Consider the following 24,830-nt stretch of genomic DNA (forward strand, 5'->3'; position numbering starts at 1 on the left):
AATCAACTTTGGATTAAATTCTTTTCTATTTCTGAAAAAAGAAGAAAAGTTTCAAAGTACTCGGTAATCTCTGTGAAGGGAGGCATTTGCTTTTGAATTTTTTCAAGAATTGTGCCTGAAATCCACCGTATCATTCTATTGCTAAATCTACAATTATTTCCAAGAAGAGAATTTACATTGCTTAAAAGCAGTCTAGGATAGCTCAATTCCCCCCGTTTCGCCCACTCCTTTCGTTCCGATTCATTCGTGCCATTTTCCAAATGACAGCTCTTTTCTCTCCACTCTAGGAAAGGGCTTTCACTCCCCACGGCTACCGCTTCATTCCACTTACCCTTCTCCCGAGTCCCGGCAAGCCTGGGACTCGGGAAGGCCGTTTTGTGAAGCCGTAGCATGAGCCTCCTCCCCAAGTGCAAGCGATTAACCAATAAAGCCGTCAAGTTATCGGACAGATAACTGCGCACCATCAAAACAACTGACTGTCACACAAGAACCTGGGAAAAATTCTACTCAGAAAATAAAGTTTTTATCATAAAAGATATATGTTAGATCAGTCTAACTTATTACTTTTACCATTCTAATAATAAGAATGTGAAGAAGCTGATTCTGATACTACTAGGCTGTCTGGCCTTCGCCTGTGAAAATATCATTCCCGAGCCACCGGCAGTGGATGAAATTCTAGACGGCCCAATTGATGGGCTAAACTCAAGCGAGCAAGCCCGATTTCTGGCCGGGGATTTTGCCTTCAATGATGAGGTATTTTCCTCCGGAACAGGTCTGGGGCCTACATTTGTGGCTACTTCCTGTGGTAGTTGCCATGCTGGTGATGGAAAAGGCCATCCGTTTACTACACTGACACGCTTTGGTCAGACGGCTCCAAATACGCCTCCCAACCTGCTTATCGGAGGTCCTCAACTCCAAAATAGAGCTATACCAGGATACACACCGGAAATACTTCCGGAAGGAACACCATTTATGAAGCTAACCCCACCTGCCGTCACGGGCTTGGGTTTGCTGTCAGCCCTTACAGATGAGCAGATCCTGACTAATGCAGACCCTTATGATCTTGATGGAGACGGAATTTCCGGGGTGCCCAACTATGTAAATCCTCCCGCTTATTTTGTTCCTAAGTGGTTTCATCAAGATGCAAATGGGCGCTATATGGGGCGCTTTGGCAAAAAGGCAGCTACCATCGATCTGCTCCAGCAGACCGTATCAGCGTACAACCAGGACATGGGCATCACTTCTACATTTGAACCAGTTGACCCTTTTTCAGGATTGGAAGTGGATCCGGAAGTGAGCGACCAGACCGTCAGGGATGTGGTTTTTTACCTCCGTACACTAAAAGCACCTATCCAGCGCTCACAAAATGACCAACAAATAATTCAGGGTAAGACTTTGTTTTCCCAAATCCAATGTGGGGATTGCCACACCCCAGAATGGACCACCCCAACCTCTGATATTGTAGCTTTGTCCAATAAAACCTTTTTTCCCTATACAGACCTGTTGTTGCATGATATGGGGCCGGGATTGGATGACGGTGTAACCGAAGGCTCTGCTGAAACTTTCGAATGGCGGACACCTCCCCTTTGGGGTTTGGGTCTTTCTCCAAATTCCCAAGGAGGCAGCTACTTTCTCATGCACGATGGCCGGGCCAGCAGCATTGAGGAGGCAATTTTACTGCACGGAGGTGAGGCAAATAGCAGCCGTACCAAGTTTGAGTCGCTATCTGCCGAAGATAGAACTGCTTTGATCCGTTTTCTTGAATCCTTATAATCTTCCAAATCCATGAATAGAAATGAGTTTATCAAAACCTGTGGATGGGGGTGCTTTGGCATCATGACGGGAATTTCCGGCTTAACATCCTGTGCGGGCACCAGGTATTTTCAGGCTAGCCTTGAAGGGGATTATATGATTGTTCCGCTGGATGCATTCGTGAATTCGAAGGATGATCAATCCAGCTTCCGGCCAAGTGTGATAGCGCATCACGAATCACTTCAATATCCGATTGCGGTTTTCCGGCTGTCTGAAACAGAATACCAAGCCTTATGGATGCGGTGCACCCATCAAGGCACAGAACTTCAGGTTTTTGGCGACAGGCTCCAATGCCCGGCCCATGGTAGTGAATTCACCAATACCGGTATGGTGCAAAACGGCCCGGCAGACGACCCCTTGCGAACCTTTCCGGTTCGGATTGAAGCAAACACCTTGAAGATCGACTTGAAATGAAAAAATATTTATTCCTTCCAGTCTTCTTGTTTGCCTTGGTTGCAAATGCCCAGATTGACAGTACGCTGTTAAAAAGAGTACCAGTCGATACTTCATATACCAGAGCCATGAACATGGATGCAGTGTACAACCGTCCTTTTCTTCAGATAGGGAATTTACCGGCTTCCATTGGCGGGTACGTAGAGGCCGATTATCAATACATGGGCCAAGATGGGATCACTGAGGGCCACAGTTTTCGTATCCCCCGCTTTACGCTCTTTGTCGCCTCTTCGATTCACAGGAAAATCAAGTTCCTCTCTGAGATTGAGTTGGAGGAAGGTGGAAAACAAATATCCATCGAATTTGCTGCATTGGATTTAACTTTTCATCCACTACTAAACCTCCGAGGTGGAGTGGTAATGAATCCCATCGGGGCATTCAACCAAAATCATGACGGTCCAAAATGGGAATTTGTGGATCGGCCAATTGCCATGACAGAAATGCTGCCAGCCACCTGGAGCAATGTCGGATTTGGTCTGTATGGTAAATATTATTCAAAGGCCTGGGCTTTTGGGTATGAAGCTTACCTGACCAATGGCTTCGACAACAGTATCATCAGCAATAATCAAAACAAAACTTTCCTCCCGGCAGCAAAAGAAAATGCCCTGCGCTTTGAGGAAAGCAGTAATGGGCAACCCTTGTTTACGGGCAAAATAGCAGTCAGAAACAACAAGGTGGGAGAAATAGGACTTTCCTACATGGGGGGGATTTATAACCGATTTGAGGAAGATGGTCTCGTTTTGGATGCCAAAAGACGCCTGGACGTATTAGCGGTGGATTTCAATACTACCATTTCGGCAACAAAGACTTATTTGGTTGGCGAATGGGCCTGGGTACTGGTTGATGTACCGGAGACTTATAGTCAGCAATATGGTGAACGGCAAAAGGGAGGGTTCGTAGACATTGTACAACCTATCCTGAGAGGAAAACTGGCAGGTTTTGATAAAGCAGTGTTCAGTCTGGCCTGCCGACTGGAATATGTGGACTGGAACGTGGGAAGTTTCGAGGAAACCGGAGGAAATATTTCTGATGATTTGTGGGCAGTAGTTCCGGCAATCAGTTTCAGGCCGGTATCACAAACCGTCATCCGACTTAACTACCGGTACATGCAACAACAGGATATCTTGGGAAATCCACCGGCTAAAATCGGGGGAGTGCAATTTGGGTTATCAAGCTACTTTTAACTGCATTGTATTCCAAAGGGGTAATTTCAGTATTTAAGGCTTTGCTTAAATAAGTTCCACTCCATACCTTTGTTAAGCAAATGCTTAAATACAAAGTTATGAATACATGCATCCGTGTCTTTGCCGATAGCGACCAGATCAATAGGTGCAGGGAAGACTTGAAAAGCAAGGGGGAAGGTTTTTTAGAACTGGCAGATGTACTGAATCTTGCCGGTAATGCGGTTCGCCTCAAAATCCTGTACCTCCTGAATCAGGAAAATGAACTTTGTCCGTGCGACTTATCAGACATTTTGGGTATGACAGTTCCGGCCGTCTCCCAACATTTGAAAAAGCTGAAGGATGCAGGAGTCGTGACTACTAAAAAATCGGGGCAAACCATTTTTTATTCAGTAGAAGCGCAAAGTCAGCGAATCATTTCGTCAGTGCTCGATTTGTTTAACCTCCCAAATTCAATTGCTACGTTATGAAAAAATCCCTTTTAACCAGCGGCCTTATAGCCGCTTTAGTGAGTTCCCTTTGCTGTATCACCCCGGTGCTTGCTCTAGTGGCCGGTGCGAGCGGGATCGCGTCCACTTTCTCCTGGCTGGATCCAGCACGGCCTTTTTTTGTAAGTATCACCGTGATTGTGTTGGGATTTGCCTGGTACCAGAAGCTTAAAGCCAGGAAAGCAGAAGACATCGAATGTGCATGTGAAGATGATGAGAAACCAAGCTTTTGGCAGACAAAAAAGTTCTTATCAATAATCACGGTTTTTGCAGCCCTGATGTTAACATTTCCGCTCTATGCTCACATTTTCTACCCCAAAGCCGACAAGCAACTGGTCATCGTAGAGAAGTCCGATATACAGACCGTAAATTTTGAAATCAAAGGAATGACATGTCAGGGCTGTGCAACTCATGTCGAGCACGAAGTAAATAAGCTCGATGGTATACTAAGAGTAGCTGCTTCTTATGAATTGGGCAATGCCGTTGTAGAATTTGACAATACAAAAACAGGTATTCAGGAAATACAACAAGCCATCAACTCAACGGGATATTCCGTGACCAATAAAACAGAGAAATAAATGGAAATCATATTAGAATCAACCATCACCTGCCCTAATTGTGGCCATCAGAAGGAAGAAACCATGCCCACTGACGCCTGTCAGTATTTCTATGAATGTGAAAACTGCCACAAGGTGCTAAAACCAAAAGAAGGAGATTGTTGCGTGTATTGCAGTTATGGAACGGTCAAATGTCCGCCAATACAGGAAAATGGCGGTAGCTGTTGCTAAAATCTTGTTCGATTTGCAATACCCTTGCGTCCTATTATTGTGTTCCTTTGCAGGCAAATGAAATTCATTCTTTCCATATCGTTAGGTTTTCTGTTCCTGATCCAGGCATTGGGGCCTACTATGGATTTATGCTGTGAATTGCCAAAGCTTCCAGTACTTTTTGAACACTACGAGGAGCAGTCTGAACACGACGGAACTTCATTTCTGGAATTTCTTGATTTCCATTATGGAGACGGTCAAAATGAAGAAGACCACCACCATGATGACGAGCATGACAAGAACTTACCCTTCCATGACCAGCATCAGTGTTCCCATGGCTCCATTTTTATTACCCCTTTAATGGAAAAAGTGGAAATACCCACCCAATCCTTTTTCACACTTACTCAGACAGGTTTTTACAGCTTCTCACTCTGCTCTGAACACCCCGAATCCCCATTCCAGCCGCCCAAGGCCTGATTTTCCGGACATTTAAATTGAAGTAGTTATTACTTCCAAGCTGTTGCATGGAGGTGATCCTGCATTTTCAATTTACTCCCCCAGCTCAAAATTCAAGGGCTTTTTCTGCCCTGTCTATCCAAAAAATCAGATTCATAAATGCTAAAAAATGCTGGATAAAATCATTCAATTTTCAGTCAAAAACAAACTGATCATAGGCCTGCTCACGCTTGGTTTGATCATTTGGGGAGGCTACTCCCTTTCGAGACTTCCCATTGATGCCGTACCGGATATTACTAACAATCAGGTTCAGGTCATCACCTCCTCCCCATCTCTGGCAGCTGAGGAGGTAGAACGTTTAATTACATTCCCCATCGAAATTACCATGGCAACCATCCCGGAGTTGGAGGAGATTCGTTCCTTTTCCCGCTTTGGTTTGTCTGTGGTGACCATCGTGTTTAAAGAAGATGTGGATGTGTATTGGGCTCGTCAGCAGGTAAGTGAAAGGCTGACCGATGTACAAGCACAAATCCCTCCGGGTGTAGGTCAGCCGGGCATGGCTCCCATCACTACCGGACTCGGAGAAATCTATCAATATGTGGTGGGAACCGAGAAGGGTTATGAAGATCAATACGATGCCCGTGAACTTCGTACGATTCAGGACTGGATTGTCCGAAGGCAATTACTCGGTACTCCAGGGGTTGCGGATGTGAGCAGCTTTGGCGGTTACCTTAAACAATATGAAATCGCCATAGACCCGGATAGACTAAAGGCCATGAACGTTTCCATTGCCGATATTTTCCAGGCACTGGAAGAAAACAACGAGAATACCGGAGGGGCTTACATTGAAAAAAACCTCAGCGCCTATTTTATCCGAAGTGAAGGCCTGGTGAGCGACATGGACGACATCCGAAACATGCTCATCAAAAATAATCCGGATGGAATTCCGGTTCTCATAAAGGATGTGGCTGAGGTAAAGCTTGGTAATTCAGTGCGGTATGGAGCCACTACCCGAGACGGTGAGGGTGAGGTGGTGAGTGCCATTGTGATGATGCTAAAGGGAGAAAACTCCGCGGAAGTAATTGAGAATGTAAAGAGTCGAATTGCTGAGATACAAAAAACATTGCCGGAGGGAGTAACCATCGAGCCCTTCCTGGACCGAACAAAATTGGTAAACACTGCCATTGGTACGGTGAGCAAAAACCTGGCTGAAGGTGCCTTGATCGTGATCTTTGTTTTGTTGCTGCTCTTGGGAAATCTCCGTGCAGGTTTGATTGTAGCCTCGGTCATTCCCCTTGCGCTCCTTTTTGCTTTTGGAATGATGAACTTCTTTGGCGTGTCGGGTAACCTGATGAGCTTGGGCGCTATTGATTTTGGGTTGATCGTGGATGGGGCGGTCATCATTGTAGAGGCCACGTTGCATCATTTGGGCTTGTTGAAACTGGGAAGAAAGCTGACCCAGAATGAAATGGACGAGGAAGTGTACCAGTCGGCCAGCAAAATCCGGAATTCCGCCGCATTCGGAGAAATCATCATTTTAATCGTGTACCTCCCCATTCTTGCTTTAGTGGGGATTGAGGGAAAAATGTTTGGCCCTATGGCACAGACGGTGAGTTTTGCCATTCTGGGAGCATTTATCCTTTCGCTAACCTATGTGCCGATGATGTCAGCACTGGTTCTGAGCAAGAACACTGATTACAAGCCCAATATTTCGGACAAGCTCATGGCTTTTTTCCACAGATTGTACGATCCGGCTATCCGTTGGTCAATGCACAAAAGGCCGCTGATCTTAATCCTGACTGCGGGCTTGTTTCTGGCTTCCTTTTGGGTCTTTTCCAATATGGGTGGGGAATTTATTCCAACCCTAGAGGAAGGAGACTTTGCTGTAGAAACGAGGGTGATGACTGGCAGCTCGCTTGAAAACACCATCCAGGCAACGACTCAGGCAGAAAAAATTCTACTAGAACAGTTCCCGGAAGTAAAGCAGGTAGTATCTAAAATTGGTGCAGGAGAAATCCCAACTGATCCCATGCCGGTAGAAGCTGCTGACATGATGGTGATTCTGGAAAACAAAGATGAATGGGTCTCTGCCTCTAACAGGGAAGAATTAGCCAACAAAATGGCCGAAGCTCTGGAGGTCATTCCGGGAGTTACTTTCGGATTTCAGCAACCCATCCAGATGCGCTTTAACGAACTCATGACTGGGGTTCGGCAGGATGTAGCGGTTAAGATATACGGAGAGGATCTCAATGAGCTTTCGGAATATGCCGAACAGATAGGACGGCTGGCTTCCGGTGTGGAAGGTGCTCAAGATTTGTATATAGAAGAGGTAACCGGTGTTCCGCAGATTGTCATTAATTACAAACGGGATCAATTGGCCAAATACGGCCTGAGCATCCGGGATGTAAACCGCTCGGTCCAGGCTGCCTTTGCCGGAGCGTCTGCAGGGCTGGTTTACGAAAACGAAAGACGCTTTGACCTGGTGGTCCGATTGGATAAGACCAATCGGGAGGATGTAGAGTCCGTTCAGAACCTTTACATCGCTAGGAAGGATGGACACCAAATACCGCTCTATCAGGTGGCCGAAGTGGAAATCCAGGAAGGTCCTTACCAAATCCAACGAGACGACACCCGCAGACGGATCATTGTAGCATTCAATGTACGTAACCGGGATGTGGAAAGCATAGTAACAGAGCTTCAGCAGAAAATTGAAGAGACGGTCGTATTTGCACCCGGCTACACCGTGTCTTACGGTGGGCAGTTTGAAAACCTGGTTGAAGCCCGTGAACGACTCTCCTTAGCTGTGCCTCTAGCCCTGCTATTGATATTTGTGTTACTCTATTTCACTTTCGGTTCCATTAAGCAGGGCATCCTCATTTTCACAGCCATCCCACTTTCTGCCATTGGGGGAATCTTCGCTTTATGGCTCAGGGATATGCCATTCAGTATTTCTGCAGGCGTTGGTTTCATTGCTTTATTTGGGGTAGCAGTGCTGAATGGCATTGTCCTCATTGGTGAATTCAATCACCTGAAAAAAGAAGGTGTATCTGATATTTTCGAACGGATTTACAAAGGCACGAGTGTACGTCTGCGACCGGTAATCATGACGGCTGCCGTGGCTTCCATGGGCTTTCTGCCGATGGCTCTGTCCCAGTCCGGTGGTGCAGAAGTCCAGCGTCCACTGGCCACTGTAGTGATTGGCGGTTTGATCACGGCTACCTTTCTGACATTGGTTGTGCTGCCTATCCTGTACTATTATTTTGAAAGAGGGATAAAGATGAAACCAGGGGCAATTGTTCCACTTTTGGCTATCGGCTTGCTTTGTGTTCAGATGCCTAAAGCCAAGGCGCAGGATTCTCTGGTCAGCTATCAGTCATTGGATGAAGCCATTCAAGTTGCGATCCAAAACAATCCAACCCTGAAAGCAGCAGACTTGCAAACCCAGCAGGAAAGGGAGCTGAAAGGGACCAGCTGGAATATGGCTAAAACCAATTTTAGCCTCACTCACGGACAGTACAACAGCATTTACAACAATGACAATCAGTTCAACATCTCCCAATCCATGGAATTTCCCACGGTTTATGCCAATCAAAAGAAATTGGCCAAAGCACGGATTGAAGCGAGTGAATGGATGCATTCGGCTACCCAAAACGAACTGGTTCAGCAAGTAAAGGTTTCCTGGTATTTGTTGTGGCTGGAAAAAAGCAAACAACAATTACTGCAGGAGCAAGATGAAATTTACGAGAGATTTGTCCAAGTGGCCAGTCTCCGCTATCAAACCGGGGAAACCAATTTGCTTGAAAAAGCAACTGCGGAGTCCCAAGTAGCAGAACTCAAGGCCATGCTTCAGCAAAACCAGTCGGATATCGAAATCCACAGGACACAGCTGCAAACCTTGCTTAATCTGGATAGTATTGGGGATATCGCCATGGGCTATCTGGAAGCAAGGGAGAGCAATGTACTTCTCGATACGCAAGGAATTGCCAACAATCCTACACTTGCCTGGTTTCGCCAACAAATGGAAGTAGCCGAAAAAGAGAAATCGGTGGAGAAGGCAAAGTTCTTACCCGACCTTTCGGCAGGGTATTTCAACCAGTCCCTCAATGGACCTAATCAGGATTTGGATGGTAACCCCGTCACTTTTACCTCCAGCGACCGGTTCACCGGATTTCAAGTGGGAATGGCCATCCCCATTTTTGGGGCGAAGTCCCAAGCATCGGCCATCAAAGCGGCCGAATTGAAAAAGCAGGAAAGCGAAGCACGGCTGCAAGCGGTGACAAACCAACTGCAAGGCAGGCTAAACTCACTCATTCAGCAGTACCAAAAATTTCAGACCAGCCTTGAGTATTATGAGCAAAACGCACTGCCTCAGGCAGAGCTAATTCTTAAACAGGCTCAAAAAGGATTTGAAAGCGGGGAAATCGGCTACGTGGAATACATTCAGGGACTTAACCGGGCATTGGCTGTCCGGTTTAATTACCTGGACATTCTCAACCAGTACAATCAGACTGTTATCCAGATCGAGTTCATTTCAGGCGTTCAATAAAAAGACATTCAACAATGAAAAATATATTCAAATACATCAGCAAAACTTCAATGGCTCTTCTCCTGGGGTTGACCATTTCCTCCTGCGGACCACAAGATGAGGAAGTCATTGAGGTGAATCATACAGAAAGTGAGAATACAGTGGAACTTACCAAAGCGCAGTTTGAGCAGGCAGGCATCAAATTCGGAAGCCTTGAGAAGCGGGTTATTGGTTCGGAACTCCGGGTCAACGGGGTGATTGACGTGCCCCCGCAAAGCAATATTTCCATCCATATGCCCTATGGAGGCTTTGTGAAATACACTGAAATGCTGCCTGGCACAAAGGTTAAAAAAGGTCAGTTATTGGTGGTAATTGAAAATCCGGAGTTCATCCAGTTTCAACAAGAATACCTGGAGAGTCTGGCCAAACAGGAATTTCTGAAAGCCGAATTTGACCGTCAGAAGGAGCTGTTTGATGAAAAAGTAGCTTCTGGTAAAACATTTCAGCAAGCCAAAAGTGACTTTCTGGCTAATGAAGCCCGGATTAAAACTATGGAAGAACGATTGAAGCTCATTGGCTTCAATCCGGCAAAAATCCGCGAAGGAAATATCTCGGCTTCTGTAAATATTTTCGCTCCGGTTAACGGTGCCGTTCGGGAGATTTATACCAATGTGGGCAAATACATCAACCCGCAAGATGTGATCATGGACATTACCAATGCCGAAGACCTGCATGTGGAACTTACCGTGTATGAAAACGACATCCCCAGAGTGCAGGAAGGACAACGGATCCGCTTTGCATTGGCGAATTCTCCTGAAGAATGGCGGGAAGCAGAAGTATTTCTGATAGGTAGCGGAGTGCGGGAAGACCGGTCGGTGACTGTACATGGCCACTTAGAAAAGATGCACGAAGATTTGAAGCCGGGAATGTATATAGCTGCAAGGATCGAAACCGACAGCAACGAAGTGTTGGCTATCCAAGAGGAAGGAATCGTTCGGTTTGGTGGAAAACAATATGTCTTTGCCTATACAGGAGAAAAAACAGAAAACGGTGCAACCGTTCATGATTTTGAAATGATGGAAGTCATCAAAGGATATACCGAAGATGGCTATACCCAGATTTCTTTGGCCGATTCAGAAAAGGACCTAAGTGCCCTTCAAGTGGTCACCAAAGGTGCTTTCACCTTGTTGGCTAAAGCCAAAAATACCGAAGAAGAAGGAGAAGGACACGCACATTAAAATGAATCATCCTTATGATCAAAGAACTCGAAGATAAACTCAAGCAGAAAGACATCCGACCAACAGCCATGAGGCTGTTGGTGTTGGAAGCACTGGCAGGTCAAGAGACGGCCATCAGCCTTTCCGACTTGGAAAAGGCCTTTGAAAAGTCAGACCGGGTGACACTATTCCGCACCCTGAAAACCTTTCAGGAAAATGGACTGGTGCACAGTATCGATGACGGTACCGGAGCGCCTAAATACGCCCTATGCGAAGAGGGATGCGAGTGTAATATCGAAAGGGACCTGCATGTGCATTTTCATTGTCGGGTGTGTAGCGAAACCTTCTGTTTGCCCAAGTATAAAATCCCGGAAATTGAACTGCCAAGCATGTTCAAAGGGGAAGAAGCCAACTTGGTAGTAAAGGGGATTTGCGGGAAATGTGCAGGATGAATATTGCAAGTACTATGCATTGGGTTTACTAGTAATTTTAAGTCAAACATCCAATGAAATGAAACCATGCATCATGGAAAACCTCACAACTTAGGATGATTAGGAGCATATGAAATTTAATACCACCATGCCGAAAGGCTTAAAGCCACATTATCAAAAAGAACTGGATGCATATCGGGATAAACTGGGGAAGTGGTTTTTACGGGAAGCTTGGCAGCATCTGGAAAGGGCCCACATCCTTGGTCAGCCCTATCCTTACCAGCACTCTGAAGTGCATTGGCTCATGCTTCGGTTTGGTTTTAAAATCAAAGACTGGAAGGAAATACGGGGTCAGATTCTCAGGCTCTTTGTAGGTGGAGTAAAATCCTTTGTAGGGAAAATACCTGTAGGTAATACTGGAGGCGCCAATGTTCCGCCTCTCTTGCCTATGGAAATACCAGCAGATCTGAAGGCAATAATAAATCAGTTCAAAAAATAAAATAGTCCTAAAGAATGACCGCTCTACTCACCGGTACCATTATGCTCAGTCTCCTTCATGGACTGATTCCCAGCCATTGGCTGCCGGTGCTGGCCCTGAAAGAAAAGTTTGGATGGGAGGGAATCAAGACGGTTCGCATTGCAGCGATGGCAGCTTTGGCTCACTCGCTGAGCACCTTTTTGTTAGGAGTGTTTTTGGGTTTGTTCAGCTTGTCACTTTCTGAAAACCTACACACTTACACCCGTTGGGTCATTCCTGGATTGCTTATAGCCATCGGCTTTTATTTTGTCATTCAACACCACCGTCACCACCACTTTCACATTGCTGAAAAACAAAAGCTGGAAAAAGCAGGAGCAGCGCAGGTTGTGACTTTGCTGGTATTTACCATGTTTCTTTCGCCCTGCCTGGAAATTGAAGCCTACTTCCTTATGGCAGGAACTCATGGCTTTCCAATGATCCTAGCTGTGGGACTACTCTACACCATTGTTTCTGTGTTCGGGATTACTTTTTGGGTTTACCTGGCCCAAAAAGGGCTGCACCGATTCAACTGGCACAAATTGGAACATAATGCAGGACTGATTTCCGGTGGCATACTTATTCTCACTGGCATCATTTCCTTTTTCACAGATTAAAACAGATTAGACGATGACAAATACAAATCACTTAGACGATAAAGCCTGCTGCAGCACTGACCAGCATCCAGGCAAACCAAAAAAGGAAGAGGAAAAAACCTCTCCAACTTTTCTGCAAACTTGGGGAAGTGGTATGGTGAGCTTTGTCATGCTACTTGCTGGAATTGCCGCTGACCAGTTGGGACAGCCTGCAATTTTCCAGGGATGGATTCGCATTGGCTGGTATGTGCTGGCCTATTTGCCCGTGGGATGGCCGGTGTTGGTCAAAGGCTGGAAGTCCATCTTAAAAGGTGATGTGTTCACTGAATTTTTCCTCATGGGCATAGCCACATTGGGGGCTTTTGCCATAGGGGAATATCCAGAGGCGGTTGCGGTGATGCTTTTCTATGCCATCGGTGAGTTGTTTCAGGATGCGGCCGTGAACCGGGCCAAGCGAAACATCAAAGCCCTGTTGGACATCCGCCCCGATTCGGCTTCGGTTTATAGAGGTGGGCAAACGGTGTCCGTACACCCCGAGGAAGTACAAATTGGGGAAACCATCCAGGTTAAACCCGGAGAAAAAGTACCCCTCGATGGGGAAATGATCAGTGAAAAAGGCAGCTTTAATACCTCGGCCCTAACTGGCGAAAGCAAACCTGCGACCTACAACAAAGGAGAAAATGTGCTTGCTGGGATGGTGAACCTCGATAGGCTGATTGAATTGAAAGTTATCAGACGGTTCAATGAAAGTTCAATTGCCCGCATCCTTGAGCTAGTCCAGAATGCCACCTCACGCAAGGCAAAAACTGAACAGTTCATCCGTAAGTTTGCACGGGTCTATACACCCATTGTCACCTTTCTGGCCATCGGCCTGGCCTTCTTGCCTTATTTCTTTTTGGAAGACTATATGTTTGAAGCATGGCTTTATCGGGCCTTGATCTTTTTGGTGATCTCATGCCCCTGTGCGTTGGTTGTTTCTATCCCACTTGGTTATTTCGGAGGGATTGGTGCAGCCTCCCGAAAAGGCATACTGTTTAAAGGTTCCAACTTTCTTGACCTCATGACCAGCGTTACTACCCTGGTGATGGACAAAACAGGCACACTTACAAAGGGAGTGTTTGAAGTTCAGAAAGCCGTGACCATGGAGGGAATTACACTTGATTGGCTTAGTCTGACAGCAGCAATGGAAAGCAAATCCACCCATCCCATCGCAAAAGCCATTACAGAGTATGCTAAAAAGCAAGGAAGAGAAATTTCAGAACCCGAACAACAGGAGGAAATTGCCGGGCACGGACTGAAAGGAATTGTAAATGGCAAGCATGTGCTGGTAGGCAATCAAAAACTGCTGGATAAGGAAGGGATTGTTACCCATACTGATGCAGCCAGGGAGGTCAATACCGTTATCCATGTAGCAGTAGACCAAAAATATGCGGGATATCTAGTGATCGCGGATGAACTGAAAGAAGATGCTGTTCAGTCCATCAATGAACTACACAAATTAGGAGTTCGGGAACTGATCATGCTGTCAGGAGATAAGAATGCAGTGACCCAACAGGTGGCAAAATCACTCGGAATAGATAAAGCCTTTGGTGATCTGCTGCCTGAGCAAAAGGTGGAAAAGGTAGAAGAACTGAAAAAAGATGCCAGCCGGGTCATTGCTTTTGTGGGGGACGGTATCAATGATGCTCCTGTCCTTGCTCTGGCCGATGTGGGAATTGCAATGGGTGGTTTGGGTAGTGATGCAGCCATTGAGACAGCTGATGTTGTGATTCAGACTGACCAGCCCTCAAAAATTGCTACTGCTATTCAGTTAGGCAAGCAGACAAAACGGATCGTATGGCAAAATATCAGCTTGGCTTTTGGAGTGAAGGTTATTGTACTGGCACTTGGAGCCGGAGGTATAGCCACCATGTGGGAAGCAGTCTTTGCCGACGTTGGAGTGGCATTGCTGGCAATTTTGAACGCTGTAAGAATACAGCGCTCTTAACCCAAAGTTCAATCAGGTGTACTTGCAATCCTCTTTTTCTTTAGCTGAAGGTTGGCATTCCTAAGGTTGGGTTACTTTTTCAACCGGTTGAAGTTAAAGACTCGTTTTCAAATGGATTTTCAATTCCATCCCTAAGTCATTTCCCCCGTTTCGCCCACTCCTTTCGTTTCGATTCATTCGCGCCATTTTCAAATGACAGCTCCTTGCTCTTCACTCAAGGAAAGGGCTTTCACTCCCCACGGCTACCGCTTCATTACACTTACCCTTCTTCTAAGTCCCGGCAAGCCTGGGACTTGGGAAGGCCGTTTCGTGAAGCCGTAGCCCGAGCCTTCTTTGGGGGGCAAGCCTTTTTCCGATTTTTCTTCCAAGTACATCGAGATTTTTATCCGTTTCGGTCGGTCAGCGCTCCGTTCCATTTTTTTCTTCTCAATCCCCCGGTCTTCGGTGAATGACACGACGATGCAAAGGTTGAGTGCGAACCTGCAACAGTCAAAAGTGCGCTCCGCCCTGATCTAAAAAAACAGGGTCTCCTACGGACTGCCTCCCAGTTTTTTATCCCAGGCTTTTGCCTTATGCAGAACCACACTCTATGGGTTGCATGTCGGTCAGAACCTCAATACCAGTGGATAAAAAAATGTCACTTCACGCCCACATATCGCCCTTCACTTCCAAAAATTTACCCCTTGTACTCGGGAAAAATCTTGGATTAAGTGTCGGGTCGATCTTCCTAATATCCTTGGATATAACTGGGCTTTATGTGGCTGATAAACAAATCAATAATCGCTTTATCGATCCTTTTTTGTCACACTTTAAAACTCTACAACCATGAATGCTTGGGAAAATTTTAACCAATTAGCGGAAACCGTCACCAACGAAATCATCAAAGGTATCCAAAATGAAAACCTTACTTGGGAACAAGTTTGGAGTCCTAAAAACTCTCCGAAGAATTATGCTTCCAACCGTCCTTATTTGGGATTCAATGCACTTTGGCTAGCCTGGGTGACCATATCCAAGAAATTCAAAAGTCCCTATTTCCTTACTTATAATCAGGCAAAGCACCTTGGTGGAAATGTCAAGAAGGATGAAAAAGGTTCTAAAGTCGTATTCTGGAAGATTTCCAAGTTTGTAAAAGGAAAGGCTACCAATGAAGAAGGGGAAAGCGAGGATCTTTTTGGGAGGAAGTTTACTCCTTTTATCTGGACGGTTTTCAATATCGATCAAATAGAAGGTATCAATTTTCCCATTGAAGGTGCCGAGGAAAGGGTTTTTTCCCCAATCGAAACTTGTGAATCCATCATTGCAGGCTACACCACTTGTCCGAATATTATTCATGAAGGAGACGAGGCATTTTACAGCCCTTCCAGAGATTTTATCAATATGCCGGAAAAGGAATCCTTCAATGGAGACGAGCAATATTATTCAGTTCTCTTTCATGAAATGATCCACTCGACAGGCCATTCAAGCAGATTAGGAAGATTTGCAGAAAGACCGGCTTTGGTTGGTTTTGGTTCGGTGGAATATTCAAAAGAGGAATTGATTGCCGAAATGGGAGCCAGTTTTTTGAATGCTCTTGCCGGAATCAAGGATGCTAATTTCAAAAACTCCTTAGCTTATCTGAAAGGATGGTTTAAGCCACTACAGGAAGATCCAAAAATGCTGATCTATGCAGCTCAAAAGGCACATCAAGCAGCGAATTATATTCTTGGAATTGACCAGGAGGGGGAGGAATAATCCCCCTTACTTTACTTGAGCACTGCTTAGTTCAAGATTTTGGTTCTAACTCATAACTTTCAAAAGGTAGTTTTATTTATGATTCAGTTCCTTTAATTAGTTGATAATTCTCATTATTGACTTTTAGATTTTGCCTTTGGCTTTTTGTCTTAAAAAAAGACCCAACTACGGATCTACTGGTGAAAAATGGGCCAATTCTTTCCGGAAGTTTAATGCTTCACCAAATCAAAAGACTATGATTTGTAAAGCAAGAAATTGGGAAAATTTATGGTTTGAGATGCCTACTAGGAATGAAGTAAAAAGGTACTTCATCACAAATAGGTTTGATAAAGAAGAAGGAGAGGTTTTTTATTATTGCTTGCAAATAAAAAGTTGGCGTTGGGAATCAGGAGAACATATCGGTGATTGGAAAGCTGCAGCCGATAGGTGGATGTGGAATCTGGAAAACTAACAGACTTTCAGTATTGATAAGGAATCTCCATTGATTCAACCTTGAAAATCTAGTCACTTTTAAAAAGTGAAGGGTAGGGGCCTTGCAATAGGGAAATTAAGTGTTTAAAATATTGACATGAAATTGTCAAGAAAATCAACACTAGAAGAAGAGCGACTCAGGGAGGATTTGGTGACGTTGGAAGGGCGTATCCGTAGGAAGATTTGGAGAATTTGTGTCACTAATTTAAAGTTACCCTATGAAAGACTTGCAGCTGGACGCCGCCTAAAGGAATTGTGTTTGTTAGCGATATCATCACTTGACGATGGAGACGCAATCAAGCTAGCGGCGTACTTGAGGGAATTAAGAGAGAGGGGGATGCCTATATAAAATTTTTGCTGTTTTTAAAGCCTATCCAAAATTTCTCGGATTAGTCGTCCTCTGTTCAATTCCTTTTTTCTTTTTGTCCGTAGACTTACGATATAGAGTATCCAAATCCCCCAGGCAACCGCAAAAAGCGGAAAAGGATTTTCTGCTCCCAATGCTCCAATCATTGCTATGAAGCTGATAAAAAGAGTTCCTAAAAATTTAATTGTATTCCACATAGTCAAGCAATTAAGGTTGCAGTATAAGAATTTACGATCCTAATTCAAAGTTGTTGCGCGTAAAAGTGTAAATGTGTAAAAATGTATTTATATAAAAGTATTAAGCTACTTTTCGATCACAAGGAATTTGGTCCGAAAAACATTAAAATCAGATTATTATGAAAAATTCAGCCAAATCAACATTTATCTTTTTGCTTTTGCTAAGTTTCAATTCAGCCTTTGCAATCAATCCTGACAGGGAATACATCCGTACCCCGGATTCAGTCAAGTGGGCATACCAACAATTGGAAATCCACACAGCAGATGGTTTTCGACTCAATACTTGGATTTATGAGGCCAAACCTGAAAAGGACAGAGATACAGTTTTGATTCTGGCGTATCCTGATGCTGGGAATATGTCCTATTTTGTTTACCATGCAGCCATTCTGGCAAATGCTGGCTATACGGTAGTCACGTTTGACTATAGAGGATTTGGAAAAAGCCAAGATTTTGAGATTCAAAAGGAATACCTCTACTACAAGGAGTTCGCTTGGGATCTTGAAGCAGTAGTTGAAACCATTTCAAAAAATATTCCAAACAAGAAAATGGGAATCTGGGCCATGTCAATGGGAACTACCATAGCATCAAGAGCCTATCCACAGATTAAAAATCAGATTGATTTTATTATTGGGGAAGGTTTTGTCACTGATCCTGATGGAATTGTGGAGTACTATAAAGAGCAGGGTAAAGAAATTCTCCTTCCGGAAGACAGTAAGGACTTTGAAAAATCTATAGAATCTATCGATTGCCCACTTCTGATTTTAACTGCATCTAATGATAAAATTACCACCCACGCTTCGGCTATGAAACTTCAGCAGAAACTTGGGACCAATTGTTCAATTATTCGATATGAAGGTGATCATCTAACTGGGTTTCAGGTGGACTACGACAATATGGGATTTGGTGGATGGTTTTTAAATGAACTAGAGGAATTTTTGCTGTATAAGTCCTAACGATCCATTATACTCTCTTCTTTTTCTTCTATGCTTCTTGGGAATCCATTTTTTCAATGTAGCTATCTAACCACCTAATCCGTTTAACAGATAGAATTTAAAACTGGGAAGAAATTCCAATTGGAGGGTAAGTTCCTTGGTTGAGAATGCAAATGGAATAGGAATCATCTAGATCCACATCAATTTGTGATGTCACATTAAAATACTAAAACCTGTTATAATGAGATTAAGCCCTAAATATCTTTTGTTTTTTGCGGTTTTATCCACTTTTGGGTGCCAAGATGATTTGGTCCCAGGTGAAGAATTCTCTGTTAGAATTGAAAATACTTCTGATATTTCTTGTGGTCTTCCAGTGATTCTTTTTTTGGAAAAAAGTGATCAAGTCAAGGAAAAAACAAATGAGGAATCCTTGGAATATAATGCTTACGGACTCGATGAATCACTTAATGTAATTGGCAATGAACTCTTAATTACTTTTGGCAAAGTTAAAGAGGAGGATTTTCGAGTTTGTAGAGCAATTGGCATTCCGTATCCAGCAGTTTCAATTCTTAGTGCTAGATTGAGAGATTAGAGGTTGAATCTCAAGGCTATTAATTTATTCTTAAGAATCCCATTTCATTTTCCAGGCAGTAAATTCGGAAGGTCTGATTCGGTAGCGGACAAAATTCCCTTCATGTAATCCCAACAGTTCTGTTTCTACTACTTCGGAGAGCCTGGATTGGTCTGGTTCTGGTAATTTTTTGACTTCGGATTTTATTGCTTGGGATGCTGCTTCTTTATCCATTGCATTGGTCACGATGTGGCTGACGATCGCTCGTATTTCTTCTCGGTATTTTAAGCGGAAAGGATCCGGCTCGCCAAGAGATTGACGAATGGCCGCATACCTCAAAGCTGACCGCTCATAGGCCCACAAAAAAACATCCTTGAATAATTCGATCCGGTTTAATTCATAAATGCCTAGCATTCCTTTGATATAGCTTTCTTCCGGTACGTCTATAAATGAAAGAGGAGCAAGGTTGTGTCGGTTCAAAGGAATATTGGCAGCCAATCTGGATACTCGCTTATTGACATCATCAAAGGGTTGGAGATAGGGAAGCTGAACCAATACAAAAAACGCCTGCTCAAATGGATTTTGGATTTGGCTTGCTTTTTCCAGAATCAGATCAAAGGATTCTTCGATGAGTTGAGGAATTCCCAACGGAGTAAATACCGAATTGGTGATTCCAACACCAAATGTTCTAAGCCTACCGGATGCAGCGGGATTTGGCAACAGGTTGTTTGAAAGTAGAGCATGTAGATTGAGAAAAGTATAGCGATTGAAGCCCACCTCTTCAGACGATTCTACCAAAAACTCAATGGCTTCCTTGTGGTTGAGAATCATCTGCGTTTCCATGGGGGATTTGTTCGAGGGGGTTTTTCCGTTATGGATAAGCAACTCCGTATCCAAAAGGGAATAGGTGTTGCCTTCCAGTCTACTTGAATTCCAAGAGAGGTCGATCAATAGGCGATTTAATATTTCTCTGGCATAGGTCCCAGCTGGCTGTTCTCCATTCTTAGTATTTCCCCATTCAGCCAGTTTTTGTTTTCCTTCTTTGCTGAGAAAGCTATCGATGTTGGGACGGTAATTTTCCAAGAAACTTCGTTCGTATCCGACAGGTTTTCGTTGTGCTACAGGACGTGAGACCAAGGCCCAAACGTCTTTGCCTTCTTGTGAAAGGGGAATGGTCGATTGTCGCTCCTCTTCTGATTTTATTCTTCCAGAATCCTGAGTTTGTTCAGGGACATTTGTATAATACTTTGTGGATCGAGCATCTCCTTTTATTAGGATCAGATTTTTTTCTCTGAGGCTTTTTAGTCGTCTTTGAAGCGCTCTCTTTTCAATATGAAATGGGAGCAATCGAAGCAGTTGTTCTATTCCTAAGCCATCAGAAGATGATGCAATTATTTCTTTAATCAGTTGTAGCTCATCTCGATTTTCCATTTTCAATCCCATTTGTATCGCGACAATAATAGCATAAAAATGACGCAATAAAAAGAATTGTGTCATGATAATTGACGCAATACTTAAATCGCGTCATTCTTTGGGGAGAATGGCGATTCTCTATTTCTCCGCTTTTGTCGATTCGTTTTGAAGAATTGTCGCTGAGTTTAATCCCTAAGTTATAATATAAGAAGGTGGAATTGATCAGATTCTAAAACCAAGGGAAATAACCAAACTTCTTCCATCAGACGACCATATGCCTGGTCCCGGATACATTTGAGGTCTTTTTGTGAAATAGGAGTTGTCGAAAATATTCTGAAAACTTGCCCGCAAAGTCAGGTTTTCATAGGTATAAATTCCCTGAAGATCCCAGATGTGATAGGAAGGAACCAAACCCACTGCACCTGAAGGAGGTGGACTTTTTGTATTGAGTGCGTCGGAAAAAGATTCGCTTACAAACTGATGCTGTAGAGCCAATTGTAAAGAACCATAGGAAGCGGTTAGCCCGTTTCTGCTGATCCACTCGGGAACAGCCTCTACATAATTCCCTTCAATTTCCTCATTTCCTTCCGATCCTGCCACTAAACCATTAAGATATCTAGCCCGCATCCAACTCGATGAGGTATAAAAGGAAAGAGCAAAGCGATTTTTCTTCAGGAATTCCCAGTCCCAGAGGAGTTCCACTCCGGCCGTTCCGCTGTCACCTATGTTGCTTTTTTGGATCAGAGAAGTTTCATCTTGTTCCACCAAAATATTACCAACACGGTTACCTATAAATGTATAAAATAAAGTGGTGTTTAAATTCATCGCCTCCTTGGGGCTGAGTTCCCAGCCTATTTCCGAATTGTATCCAAAGCTGTGTTTGAGGTTTGGGTTGATTATAGTTAGGGGATTTCCGGGAATGATATCCTGAAACAGGACAGGTCTGTTGGCTTGGGAAATTCCTGCATAGAGGCGATTGGAAGTCGAAAAGTGATAATTGGCGTTGATTCCTAAAGCCACAAAATCATATTCAATTTCCTGAGGTACCTGCGCTGATTCCACAAAACTTATGGTCCCACTCATTACCGAATTTCCATTTTCAATCCGTATTCCCGGGGAAATTGAAAATCGGTCATTTAGGTGAAATTGGTTTTCCAGGGAAGCGGCAATGCTGTGACTCTTCAAATTGATATCTCTAGGGAATTCACCAATGATAGTAAGGTCATAGTCTGTACCGGTTGTTCCCTTTCCACGCTGCCTCCGATCAAAAGAATTGTTGAAATATCGGACGGAAATAGAGAGATCATTTTTTACAGAACCCAAAGTATATCCGTGAAGAATTCTCGCCTCAACGGTCCGGGTATGGTAATTATCAATATCCACATTTCTAGCTGCGTACTCGGAGGTTGAGCTATTGATGGTGTCGGGCACATTGGCAAAGGCATCAAAAGTGACTGAGCTTCTCTGACCAAATACCCCGCTTCCCACCAAGCTGAAACTGGTGTTTGCAGCCAATTTGCCTTCCAGCGTCACTGCAGGAACCCATATTTCCGGACTGTAATAATTGCGTGTTCGGGTGGCTTGGGTCGGGTCTTGCTCAAATTGTGCGTCTGTAAGCGGACCTGGAATCTGGTACAAGAAGATACTTCTGCTCAGTTCTGCTTTGCCTTTTAGCCGATCATTAAACTGATACGAAATTTCCACATGCTGAGCATCAGACTCTGATTTTCCGTTATCTCGGTATCCATTGGAATTCCGCTTTTGGTAGTACCCAAAATAGCTGAACTTCCCTACCGTCCCTCCGATTGAGGTGCAGTTGGATAAGAGGCCAAAAGAACCTGCGGAACTGATGTTTTCAAGGCTAAACTTTCTGCTTGGATCGGGTTTTTTGAGCACGTAATTGAGCATGCCACCAAACTGCTGACCATACTGAAGTGCGGCGGTTCCACGAATCAATTCTATCTGCCCGACCGCTTCTATTGGCATGGAATAGTGACTGGCAGGATACCCATAGATATCGGTATTGATCATTACGCCGTTTTGCCGCACGTTGAATTCCCAACTGCGGTGGCCATCTAATCCCCTTACAGAGAGGTTGATTTGATTGCCGGTGCCATCCATGTCATAAATAAATGCAGAAGGGATCTTTGCAAAAAGACTACGGCCTGTCTTTTCTGCAAGATTAGTAGCCAGTCCGCTCAGGGAAATAACTTCGGATTTCCTTCCTCCGATTATCATCAATCCATTCGTTGAGGGGAGACTGGTGACCGGGTTTTGAAGTCGGAAATTCTGGATTTTAATCTCTTCGAGAGATAAGGTTTTAATAGTGTCTTGCTGTGCATATACTCTGCCTGAAAGGCAGCAATAGGCCATCAGCAAGTAGAAATAATACTTGTAATTCATAAGTAGAAGTCATAATTGATGGGAAAATTCAGGGATTATTTCCCTGAAAAAAGATTCAAGAGAACTGGATTCCCTGGGGAGGAAGCAGTGGGATATCCTTGATTCCCTTCGGAATGCTGACTAAAAAAGGAGAAAAATGCCGGATTAATATTTCGGTAAGTTTTGGTGCAAGGGAGAAATCGTGTACGCGTGGGACAAAGTCTTTTGCGAAGGATTTTAAAAGTACTTTCTGTAAAGGCGGCCCCTCAAAATCTCCCTGATCAGATGCGAGAGAAACTATCCAGAGTTTCACTTGTTCATTAAGTTTCGTTTGGAGTTCATCCTTCACCACGACTACCTCCAGGTGATCTTCAAAATACCGTTGTTTTATTACGCGGTTCACTTTTCCCTCAATTTCCATCTGGAAATTCACCGTTTGAAAGTTTTCCTGATTCTGCCCATACGGCATGGCAAAAGGAATTCGGATCAGTTTTCCCTCAAGAAAGTCTTCGTCATTTTCCCAAATCTGATTTTCCCAATGTTGATGTATTGCCATAGGCATAAGGAACTGCACCGCAAAAAATCCGAGGTGATACAGTCCAAAGCACGTAAGGAGAAAAATGGCAGCTGATTTTCTCATGATTAAAGGCTAAAGTAAAGTTAAAAAAGAATGGAAATGAACTTAATATCCCAAGGATAAAAAATAATGATTTAACGCCATTGGAATTGATGCGTGGAAAATTATGAGGTTGACATTAAATTGAGTTTAGTAGAATTGTCTTCTAAAAATTGAACAGTTTACATATTCCCTCTAATAGAGAAATCCTTTTTTGTTCTTTCTCCGTGGCATCGATCTAAATTAGCCAACTGGAAATGATTAATTTTTCCGGTTGGATTGGGCTATCGGATCAAATCATTTGAAAATTGAGTTTGACTTTTCAACTGAAACACTAAAAGACATAGATAAGTAACCCAATCGTGTCTTGGAAGGCCATCCACTGTTGATGCTCAGTAACGAATTATAAACTGATCTATTCCAAGATAGTAGAAGAAATAAAGATTTTGGATATTAAATTTAATTTAGAGGAACCTTTCTTGAAAAGGGAGAGCAGCCACTTTTCATAAAAATCCTGCTTCATAGCCTTTTCATGAATTATACCTCAATGGAAACTTTGGAATTTACTTTGTGAACACAGATTGTGCACAAAGTGATTGGTGAAGCGCAAAAACAATCAGTGGTGTTTTTGCCACAAAGAAAGATTCTCAAACAGCAAAAAGAAAAAAGGCTTAATTCGTACGGTTCGTACACTTCGCACACCTCGTACAGTACGAATTATTCGAGGGCTGAAATTAAAATCAATTCAAATGAATTTAAATTTCGAATAAAAAATGAAGATTCGATTTCTGATTAGCCTAGCTGAAGCCTTGGACGTTTTTTGTTCTTAACATCAAAAAGAAAAAAATATCATTCAAAACTGAACCCCTCATACAGACCAAAAACCCAGATTTTGCAAAAAATCCGAGATTTAGACAAAAATCAATTCAAATGAATTTAATTTTTTTGGTACAAAATGAACCTGTCCCCCGATTTGTCCTCTTTAAGTCGTAAACTATTAGTAAACAGTAATTTAAAATAGTCCTGTTCCCGCTACTTCGAAGGATACCAGTCGGTATCCTTTTTTTTATTCTCAATTCCGGATTCAATTTGGTTCCGATTTTTCAAAAGGACGGATAAAAAGTTTCCCTTTAGGTTTTACAACTACGTCTGATATATCTTAATAAGTGGAGTTATAGGCTTAAATCACCAATGTTTATAAGTGGTTGTTAAAAATGCCTATGCTTGAAATTCCGGGTTGCCACCTTTTTTAAACCGCAAGATTCCTTAAAACCTTATTCACTTTTACTTCTTCTTCTCTTCTTTGGCATAAAATGCGGCCATTGCTTCCCAATCCTCATCCGAACATAGCGGGATGTAGTTTATCCTGAATTTCTGAAGTTTCTCCTGACGGTTTTTTAAAATTTGGTCGCGCTTAAATTGCGCTTTTTGGTGATTGAGTTTTACTAAAGCGGACTTTATCTTTGAGTTCAATCTCATTTTATTTCTATTAAAAAATAAGGTATTTGAATTGCTCTTAGAAATCTCTTTCAGATTTTTTTCGTCGGGTTTATTAGGTCCCGAAAATCTCATTGAGTTATTTTTTTCAACTTCATTCATTTTTGATCCCTGCTGTCCCATCCAATCTATTGCTACTTGAAATTTTATTGAGGCTAAGGTAGCTATCTAAGTTTTCTTAAAAATA

The 24,830-nt window shown here is 43.4% G+C and carries 22 protein-coding genes; 17 read left to right on the forward strand and 5 right to left on the reverse strand.

The window, feature by feature from the left end; all coding sequences use genetic code 11:
• The first annotated feature begins 588 nt into the window (after window positions 1–588).
• From Q8M62_RS13605 to Q8M62_RS13665, 13 genes are all read left to right on the forward strand, one after another.
• Window positions 589–1,773, forward strand: coding sequence for a di-heme oxidoredictase family protein (locus Q8M62_RS13605; RefSeq protein WP_103923846.1), 1,185 nt, complete (start codon window positions 589–591; stop codon window positions 1,771–1,773).
• Window positions 1,774–1,785: 12 nt separating this feature from the next.
• Entirely contained in the window at window positions 1,786–2,226 is a 441-nt protein-coding gene (locus Q8M62_RS13610) for a Rieske (2Fe-2S) protein (protein ID WP_103923847.1), read from the forward strand.
• On the forward strand, window positions 2,223–3,449 hold the full coding sequence (locus Q8M62_RS13615; protein WP_103923848.1) for a hypothetical protein: 1,227 nt from the start codon (window positions 2,223–2,225) through the stop codon (window positions 3,447–3,449). The genes Q8M62_RS13610 and Q8M62_RS13615 overlap by 4 nt, the downstream gene beginning before the upstream one ends.
• 98 nt (window positions 3,450–3,547) lie before the next feature.
• On the forward strand, window positions 3,548–3,916 hold the full coding sequence (locus Q8M62_RS13620; RefSeq protein ID WP_200820543.1) for a metalloregulator ArsR/SmtB family transcription factor: 369 nt from the start codon (window positions 3,548–3,550) through the stop codon (window positions 3,914–3,916).
• Window positions 3,913–4,512 carry a mercuric transport protein MerTP gene (merTP, locus tag Q8M62_RS13625; RefSeq protein ID WP_077353374.1) on the forward strand — a complete coding sequence of 200 codons (600 nt, stop codon included), beginning with the start codon at window positions 3,913–3,915 and terminating at the stop codon, window positions 4,510–4,512. Before Q8M62_RS13620 ends, merTP begins: the two co-directional genes overlap by 4 nt.
• Window positions 4,513–4,722: a GDCCVxC domain-containing (seleno)protein gene (locus Q8M62_RS13630; RefSeq protein WP_103923850.1), complete on the forward strand. Its 210-nt coding sequence runs from the start codon at window positions 4,513–4,515 to the stop codon at window positions 4,720–4,722.
• A 57-nt stretch (window positions 4,723–4,779) separates the two neighbouring features.
• A complete protein-coding gene (locus Q8M62_RS13635; RefSeq protein WP_111390975.1) occupies window positions 4,780–5,178 on the forward strand; it encodes a hypothetical protein in 399 nt (132 codons plus the stop codon).
• Window positions 5,179–5,326: 148 nt separating this feature from the next.
• A complete protein-coding gene (locus tag Q8M62_RS13640) occupies window positions 5,327–9,703 on the forward strand; it encodes a CusA/CzcA family heavy metal efflux RND transporter (RefSeq protein WP_103923852.1) in 4,377 nt (1,458 codons plus the stop codon).
• A 14-nt stretch (window positions 9,704–9,717) separates the two neighbouring features.
• Window positions 9,718–10,920 (forward strand): efflux RND transporter periplasmic adaptor subunit, encoded by a 1,203-nt coding sequence (locus Q8M62_RS13645; RefSeq protein ID WP_103923853.1) that lies wholly within the window; start codon window positions 9,718–9,720, stop codon window positions 10,918–10,920.
• 14 nt (window positions 10,921–10,934) lie between these two features.
• Complete coding sequence (locus tag Q8M62_RS13650) at window positions 10,935–11,351, forward strand: Fur family transcriptional regulator (protein WP_111390978.1); 417 nt, start codon at window positions 10,935–10,937, stop codon at window positions 11,349–11,351.
• 109 nt (window positions 11,352–11,460) lie between these two features.
• On the forward strand, window positions 11,461–11,829 hold the full coding sequence (locus Q8M62_RS13655) for a DUF3703 domain-containing protein (protein WP_111390979.1): 369 nt from the start codon (window positions 11,461–11,463) through the stop codon (window positions 11,827–11,829).
• Between the two features lie 14 nt (window positions 11,830–11,843).
• Window positions 11,844–12,461: a hypothetical protein gene (locus Q8M62_RS13660; RefSeq protein WP_146250844.1), complete on the forward strand. Its 618-nt coding sequence runs from the start codon at window positions 11,844–11,846 to the stop codon at window positions 12,459–12,461.
• A gap of 13 nt (window positions 12,462–12,474) precedes the next feature.
• Window positions 12,475–14,427, forward strand: a complete 1,953-nt coding sequence (locus tag Q8M62_RS13665; RefSeq protein WP_305668182.1) for a heavy metal translocating P-type ATPase — start codon at window positions 12,475–12,477, stop codon at window positions 14,425–14,427.
• 242 nt (window positions 14,428–14,669) lie between these two features.
• Here the strand turns inward: Q8M62_RS13665 and Q8M62_RS13670 are convergent, their stop codons facing one another.
• Window positions 14,670–14,882: a hypothetical protein gene (locus Q8M62_RS13670; RefSeq protein WP_305351902.1), complete on the reverse strand. Its 213-nt coding sequence runs from the start codon at window positions 14,880–14,882 to the stop codon at window positions 14,670–14,672.
• A gap of 370 nt (window positions 14,883–15,252) precedes the next feature.
• On the opposite strand from Q8M62_RS13670, the gene Q8M62_RS13675 reads away from it, so the two are divergent.
• From Q8M62_RS13675 to Q8M62_RS13690, 4 genes are all read left to right on the forward strand, one after another.
• Window positions 15,253–16,158, forward strand: a complete 906-nt coding sequence (locus Q8M62_RS13675; protein ID WP_304900920.1) for an ArdC family protein — start codon at window positions 15,253–15,255, stop codon at window positions 16,156–16,158.
• A 235-nt stretch (window positions 16,159–16,393) separates the two neighbouring features.
• Complete coding sequence (locus tag Q8M62_RS13680; RefSeq protein ID WP_304900919.1) at window positions 16,394–16,609, forward strand: hypothetical protein; 216 nt, start codon at window positions 16,394–16,396, stop codon at window positions 16,607–16,609.
• 742 nt (window positions 16,610–17,351) lie between these two features.
• On the forward strand, window positions 17,352–18,185 hold the full coding sequence (locus tag Q8M62_RS13685) for an alpha/beta hydrolase (protein WP_304900918.1): 834 nt from the start codon (window positions 17,352–17,354) through the stop codon (window positions 18,183–18,185).
• Between the two features lie 220 nt (window positions 18,186–18,405).
• Window positions 18,406–18,756, forward strand: a complete 351-nt coding sequence (locus tag Q8M62_RS13690) for a hypothetical protein (protein ID WP_304900917.1) — start codon at window positions 18,406–18,408, stop codon at window positions 18,754–18,756.
• 30 nt (window positions 18,757–18,786) lie between these two features.
• Here Q8M62_RS13690 and Q8M62_RS13695 read toward each other — a convergent pair whose 3' ends face one another.
• The 4 genes from Q8M62_RS13695 to Q8M62_RS13710 all read right to left on the reverse strand — a co-directional run bounded on the left by Q8M62_RS13695 (window position 18,787) and on the right by Q8M62_RS13710 (window position 24,625).
• Window positions 18,787–20,166: a Fic family protein gene (locus tag Q8M62_RS13695; protein WP_304900916.1), complete on the reverse strand. Its 1,380-nt coding sequence runs from the start codon at window positions 20,164–20,166 to the stop codon at window positions 18,787–18,789.
• A 204-nt stretch (window positions 20,167–20,370) separates the two neighbouring features.
• Entirely contained in the window at window positions 20,371–22,551 is a 2,181-nt protein-coding gene (locus Q8M62_RS13700; RefSeq protein ID WP_304900915.1) for a TonB-dependent receptor plug domain-containing protein, read from the reverse strand.
• A 55-nt stretch (window positions 22,552–22,606) separates the two neighbouring features.
• The gene (locus Q8M62_RS13705) at window positions 22,607–23,170 is read right to left on the reverse strand and encodes a hypothetical protein (RefSeq protein WP_304900914.1); all 564 of its coding nucleotides are present in this window, start codon (window positions 23,168–23,170) and stop codon (window positions 22,607–22,609) included.
• A gap of 1,260 nt (window positions 23,171–24,430) precedes the next feature.
• Window positions 24,431–24,625: a hypothetical protein gene (locus tag Q8M62_RS13710; RefSeq protein ID WP_304900913.1), complete on the reverse strand. Its 195-nt coding sequence runs from the start codon at window positions 24,623–24,625 to the stop codon at window positions 24,431–24,433.
• Window positions 24,626–24,830 lie beyond the last annotated feature (205 nt).

Origin of the sequence: Algoriphagus sp. (genome assembly GCF_030694375.1) — a bacterium.
GTDB lineage: Bacteria > Bacteroidota > Bacteroidia > Cytophagales > Cyclobacteriaceae > Algoriphagus.

Excerpts from the sequence above, each read along its gene's own strand:
- Q8M62_RS13610 (WP_103923847.1), top strand. The coding sequence starts at position 1,786 with ATGAATAGAAATGAGTTTATCAAAACCTGTGGATGGGGGTGCTTTGGC.
- Q8M62_RS13615 (WP_103923848.1), top strand. The coding sequence starts at position 2,223 with ATGAAAAAATATTTATTCCTTCCAGTCTTCTTGTTTGCCTTGGTTGCA.
- Q8M62_RS13620 (WP_200820543.1), top strand. The coding sequence starts at position 3,548 with ATGAATACATGCATCCGTGTCTTTGCCGATAGCGACCAGATCAATAGG.
- merTP (WP_077353374.1), top strand. The coding sequence starts at position 3,913 with ATGAAAAAATCCCTTTTAACCAGCGGCCTTATAGCCGCTTTAGTGAGT.
- Q8M62_RS13630 (WP_103923850.1), top strand. The coding sequence starts at position 4,513 with ATGGAAATCATATTAGAATCAACCATCACCTGCCCTAATTGTGGCCAT.
- Q8M62_RS13635 (WP_111390975.1), top strand. The coding sequence starts at position 4,780 with ATGAAATTCATTCTTTCCATATCGTTAGGTTTTCTGTTCCTGATCCAG.
- Q8M62_RS13640 (WP_103923852.1), top strand. The coding sequence starts at position 5,327 with ATGCTGGATAAAATCATTCAATTTTCAGTCAAAAACAAACTGATCATA.
- Q8M62_RS13645 (WP_103923853.1), top strand. The coding sequence starts at position 9,718 with ATGAAAAATATATTCAAATACATCAGCAAAACTTCAATGGCTCTTCTC.
- Q8M62_RS13650 (WP_111390978.1), top strand. The coding sequence starts at position 10,935 with ATGATCAAAGAACTCGAAGATAAACTCAAGCAGAAAGACATCCGACCA.
- Q8M62_RS13655 (WP_111390979.1), top strand. The coding sequence starts at position 11,461 with ATGAAATTTAATACCACCATGCCGAAAGGCTTAAAGCCACATTATCAA.
- Q8M62_RS13660 (WP_146250844.1), top strand. The coding sequence starts at position 11,844 with ATGACCGCTCTACTCACCGGTACCATTATGCTCAGTCTCCTTCATGGA.
- Q8M62_RS13665 (WP_305668182.1), top strand. The coding sequence starts at position 12,475 with ATGACAAATACAAATCACTTAGACGATAAAGCCTGCTGCAGCACTGAC.
- Q8M62_RS13675 (WP_304900920.1), top strand. The coding sequence starts at position 15,253 with ATGAATGCTTGGGAAAATTTTAACCAATTAGCGGAAACCGTCACCAAC.
- Q8M62_RS13680 (WP_304900919.1), top strand. The coding sequence starts at position 16,394 with ATGATTTGTAAAGCAAGAAATTGGGAAAATTTATGGTTTGAGATGCCT.
- Q8M62_RS13685 (WP_304900918.1), top strand. The coding sequence starts at position 17,352 with ATGAAAAATTCAGCCAAATCAACATTTATCTTTTTGCTTTTGCTAAGT.
- Q8M62_RS13690 (WP_304900917.1), top strand. The coding sequence starts at position 18,406 with ATGAGATTAAGCCCTAAATATCTTTTGTTTTTTGCGGTTTTATCCACT.
- Q8M62_RS13695 (WP_304900916.1), bottom strand. The coding sequence starts at position 20,166 with ATGGAAAATCGAGATGAGCTACAACTGATTAAAGAAATAATTGCATCA.
- Q8M62_RS13700 (WP_304900915.1), bottom strand. The coding sequence starts at position 22,551 with ATGAATTACAAGTATTATTTCTACTTGCTGATGGCCTATTGCTGCCTT.
- Q8M62_RS13705 (WP_304900914.1), bottom strand. The coding sequence starts at position 23,170 with ATGAGAAAATCAGCTGCCATTTTTCTCCTTACGTGCTTTGGACTGTAT.
- Q8M62_RS13710 (WP_304900913.1), bottom strand. The coding sequence starts at position 24,625 with ATGAGATTGAACTCAAAGATAAAGTCCGCTTTAGTAAAACTCAATCAC.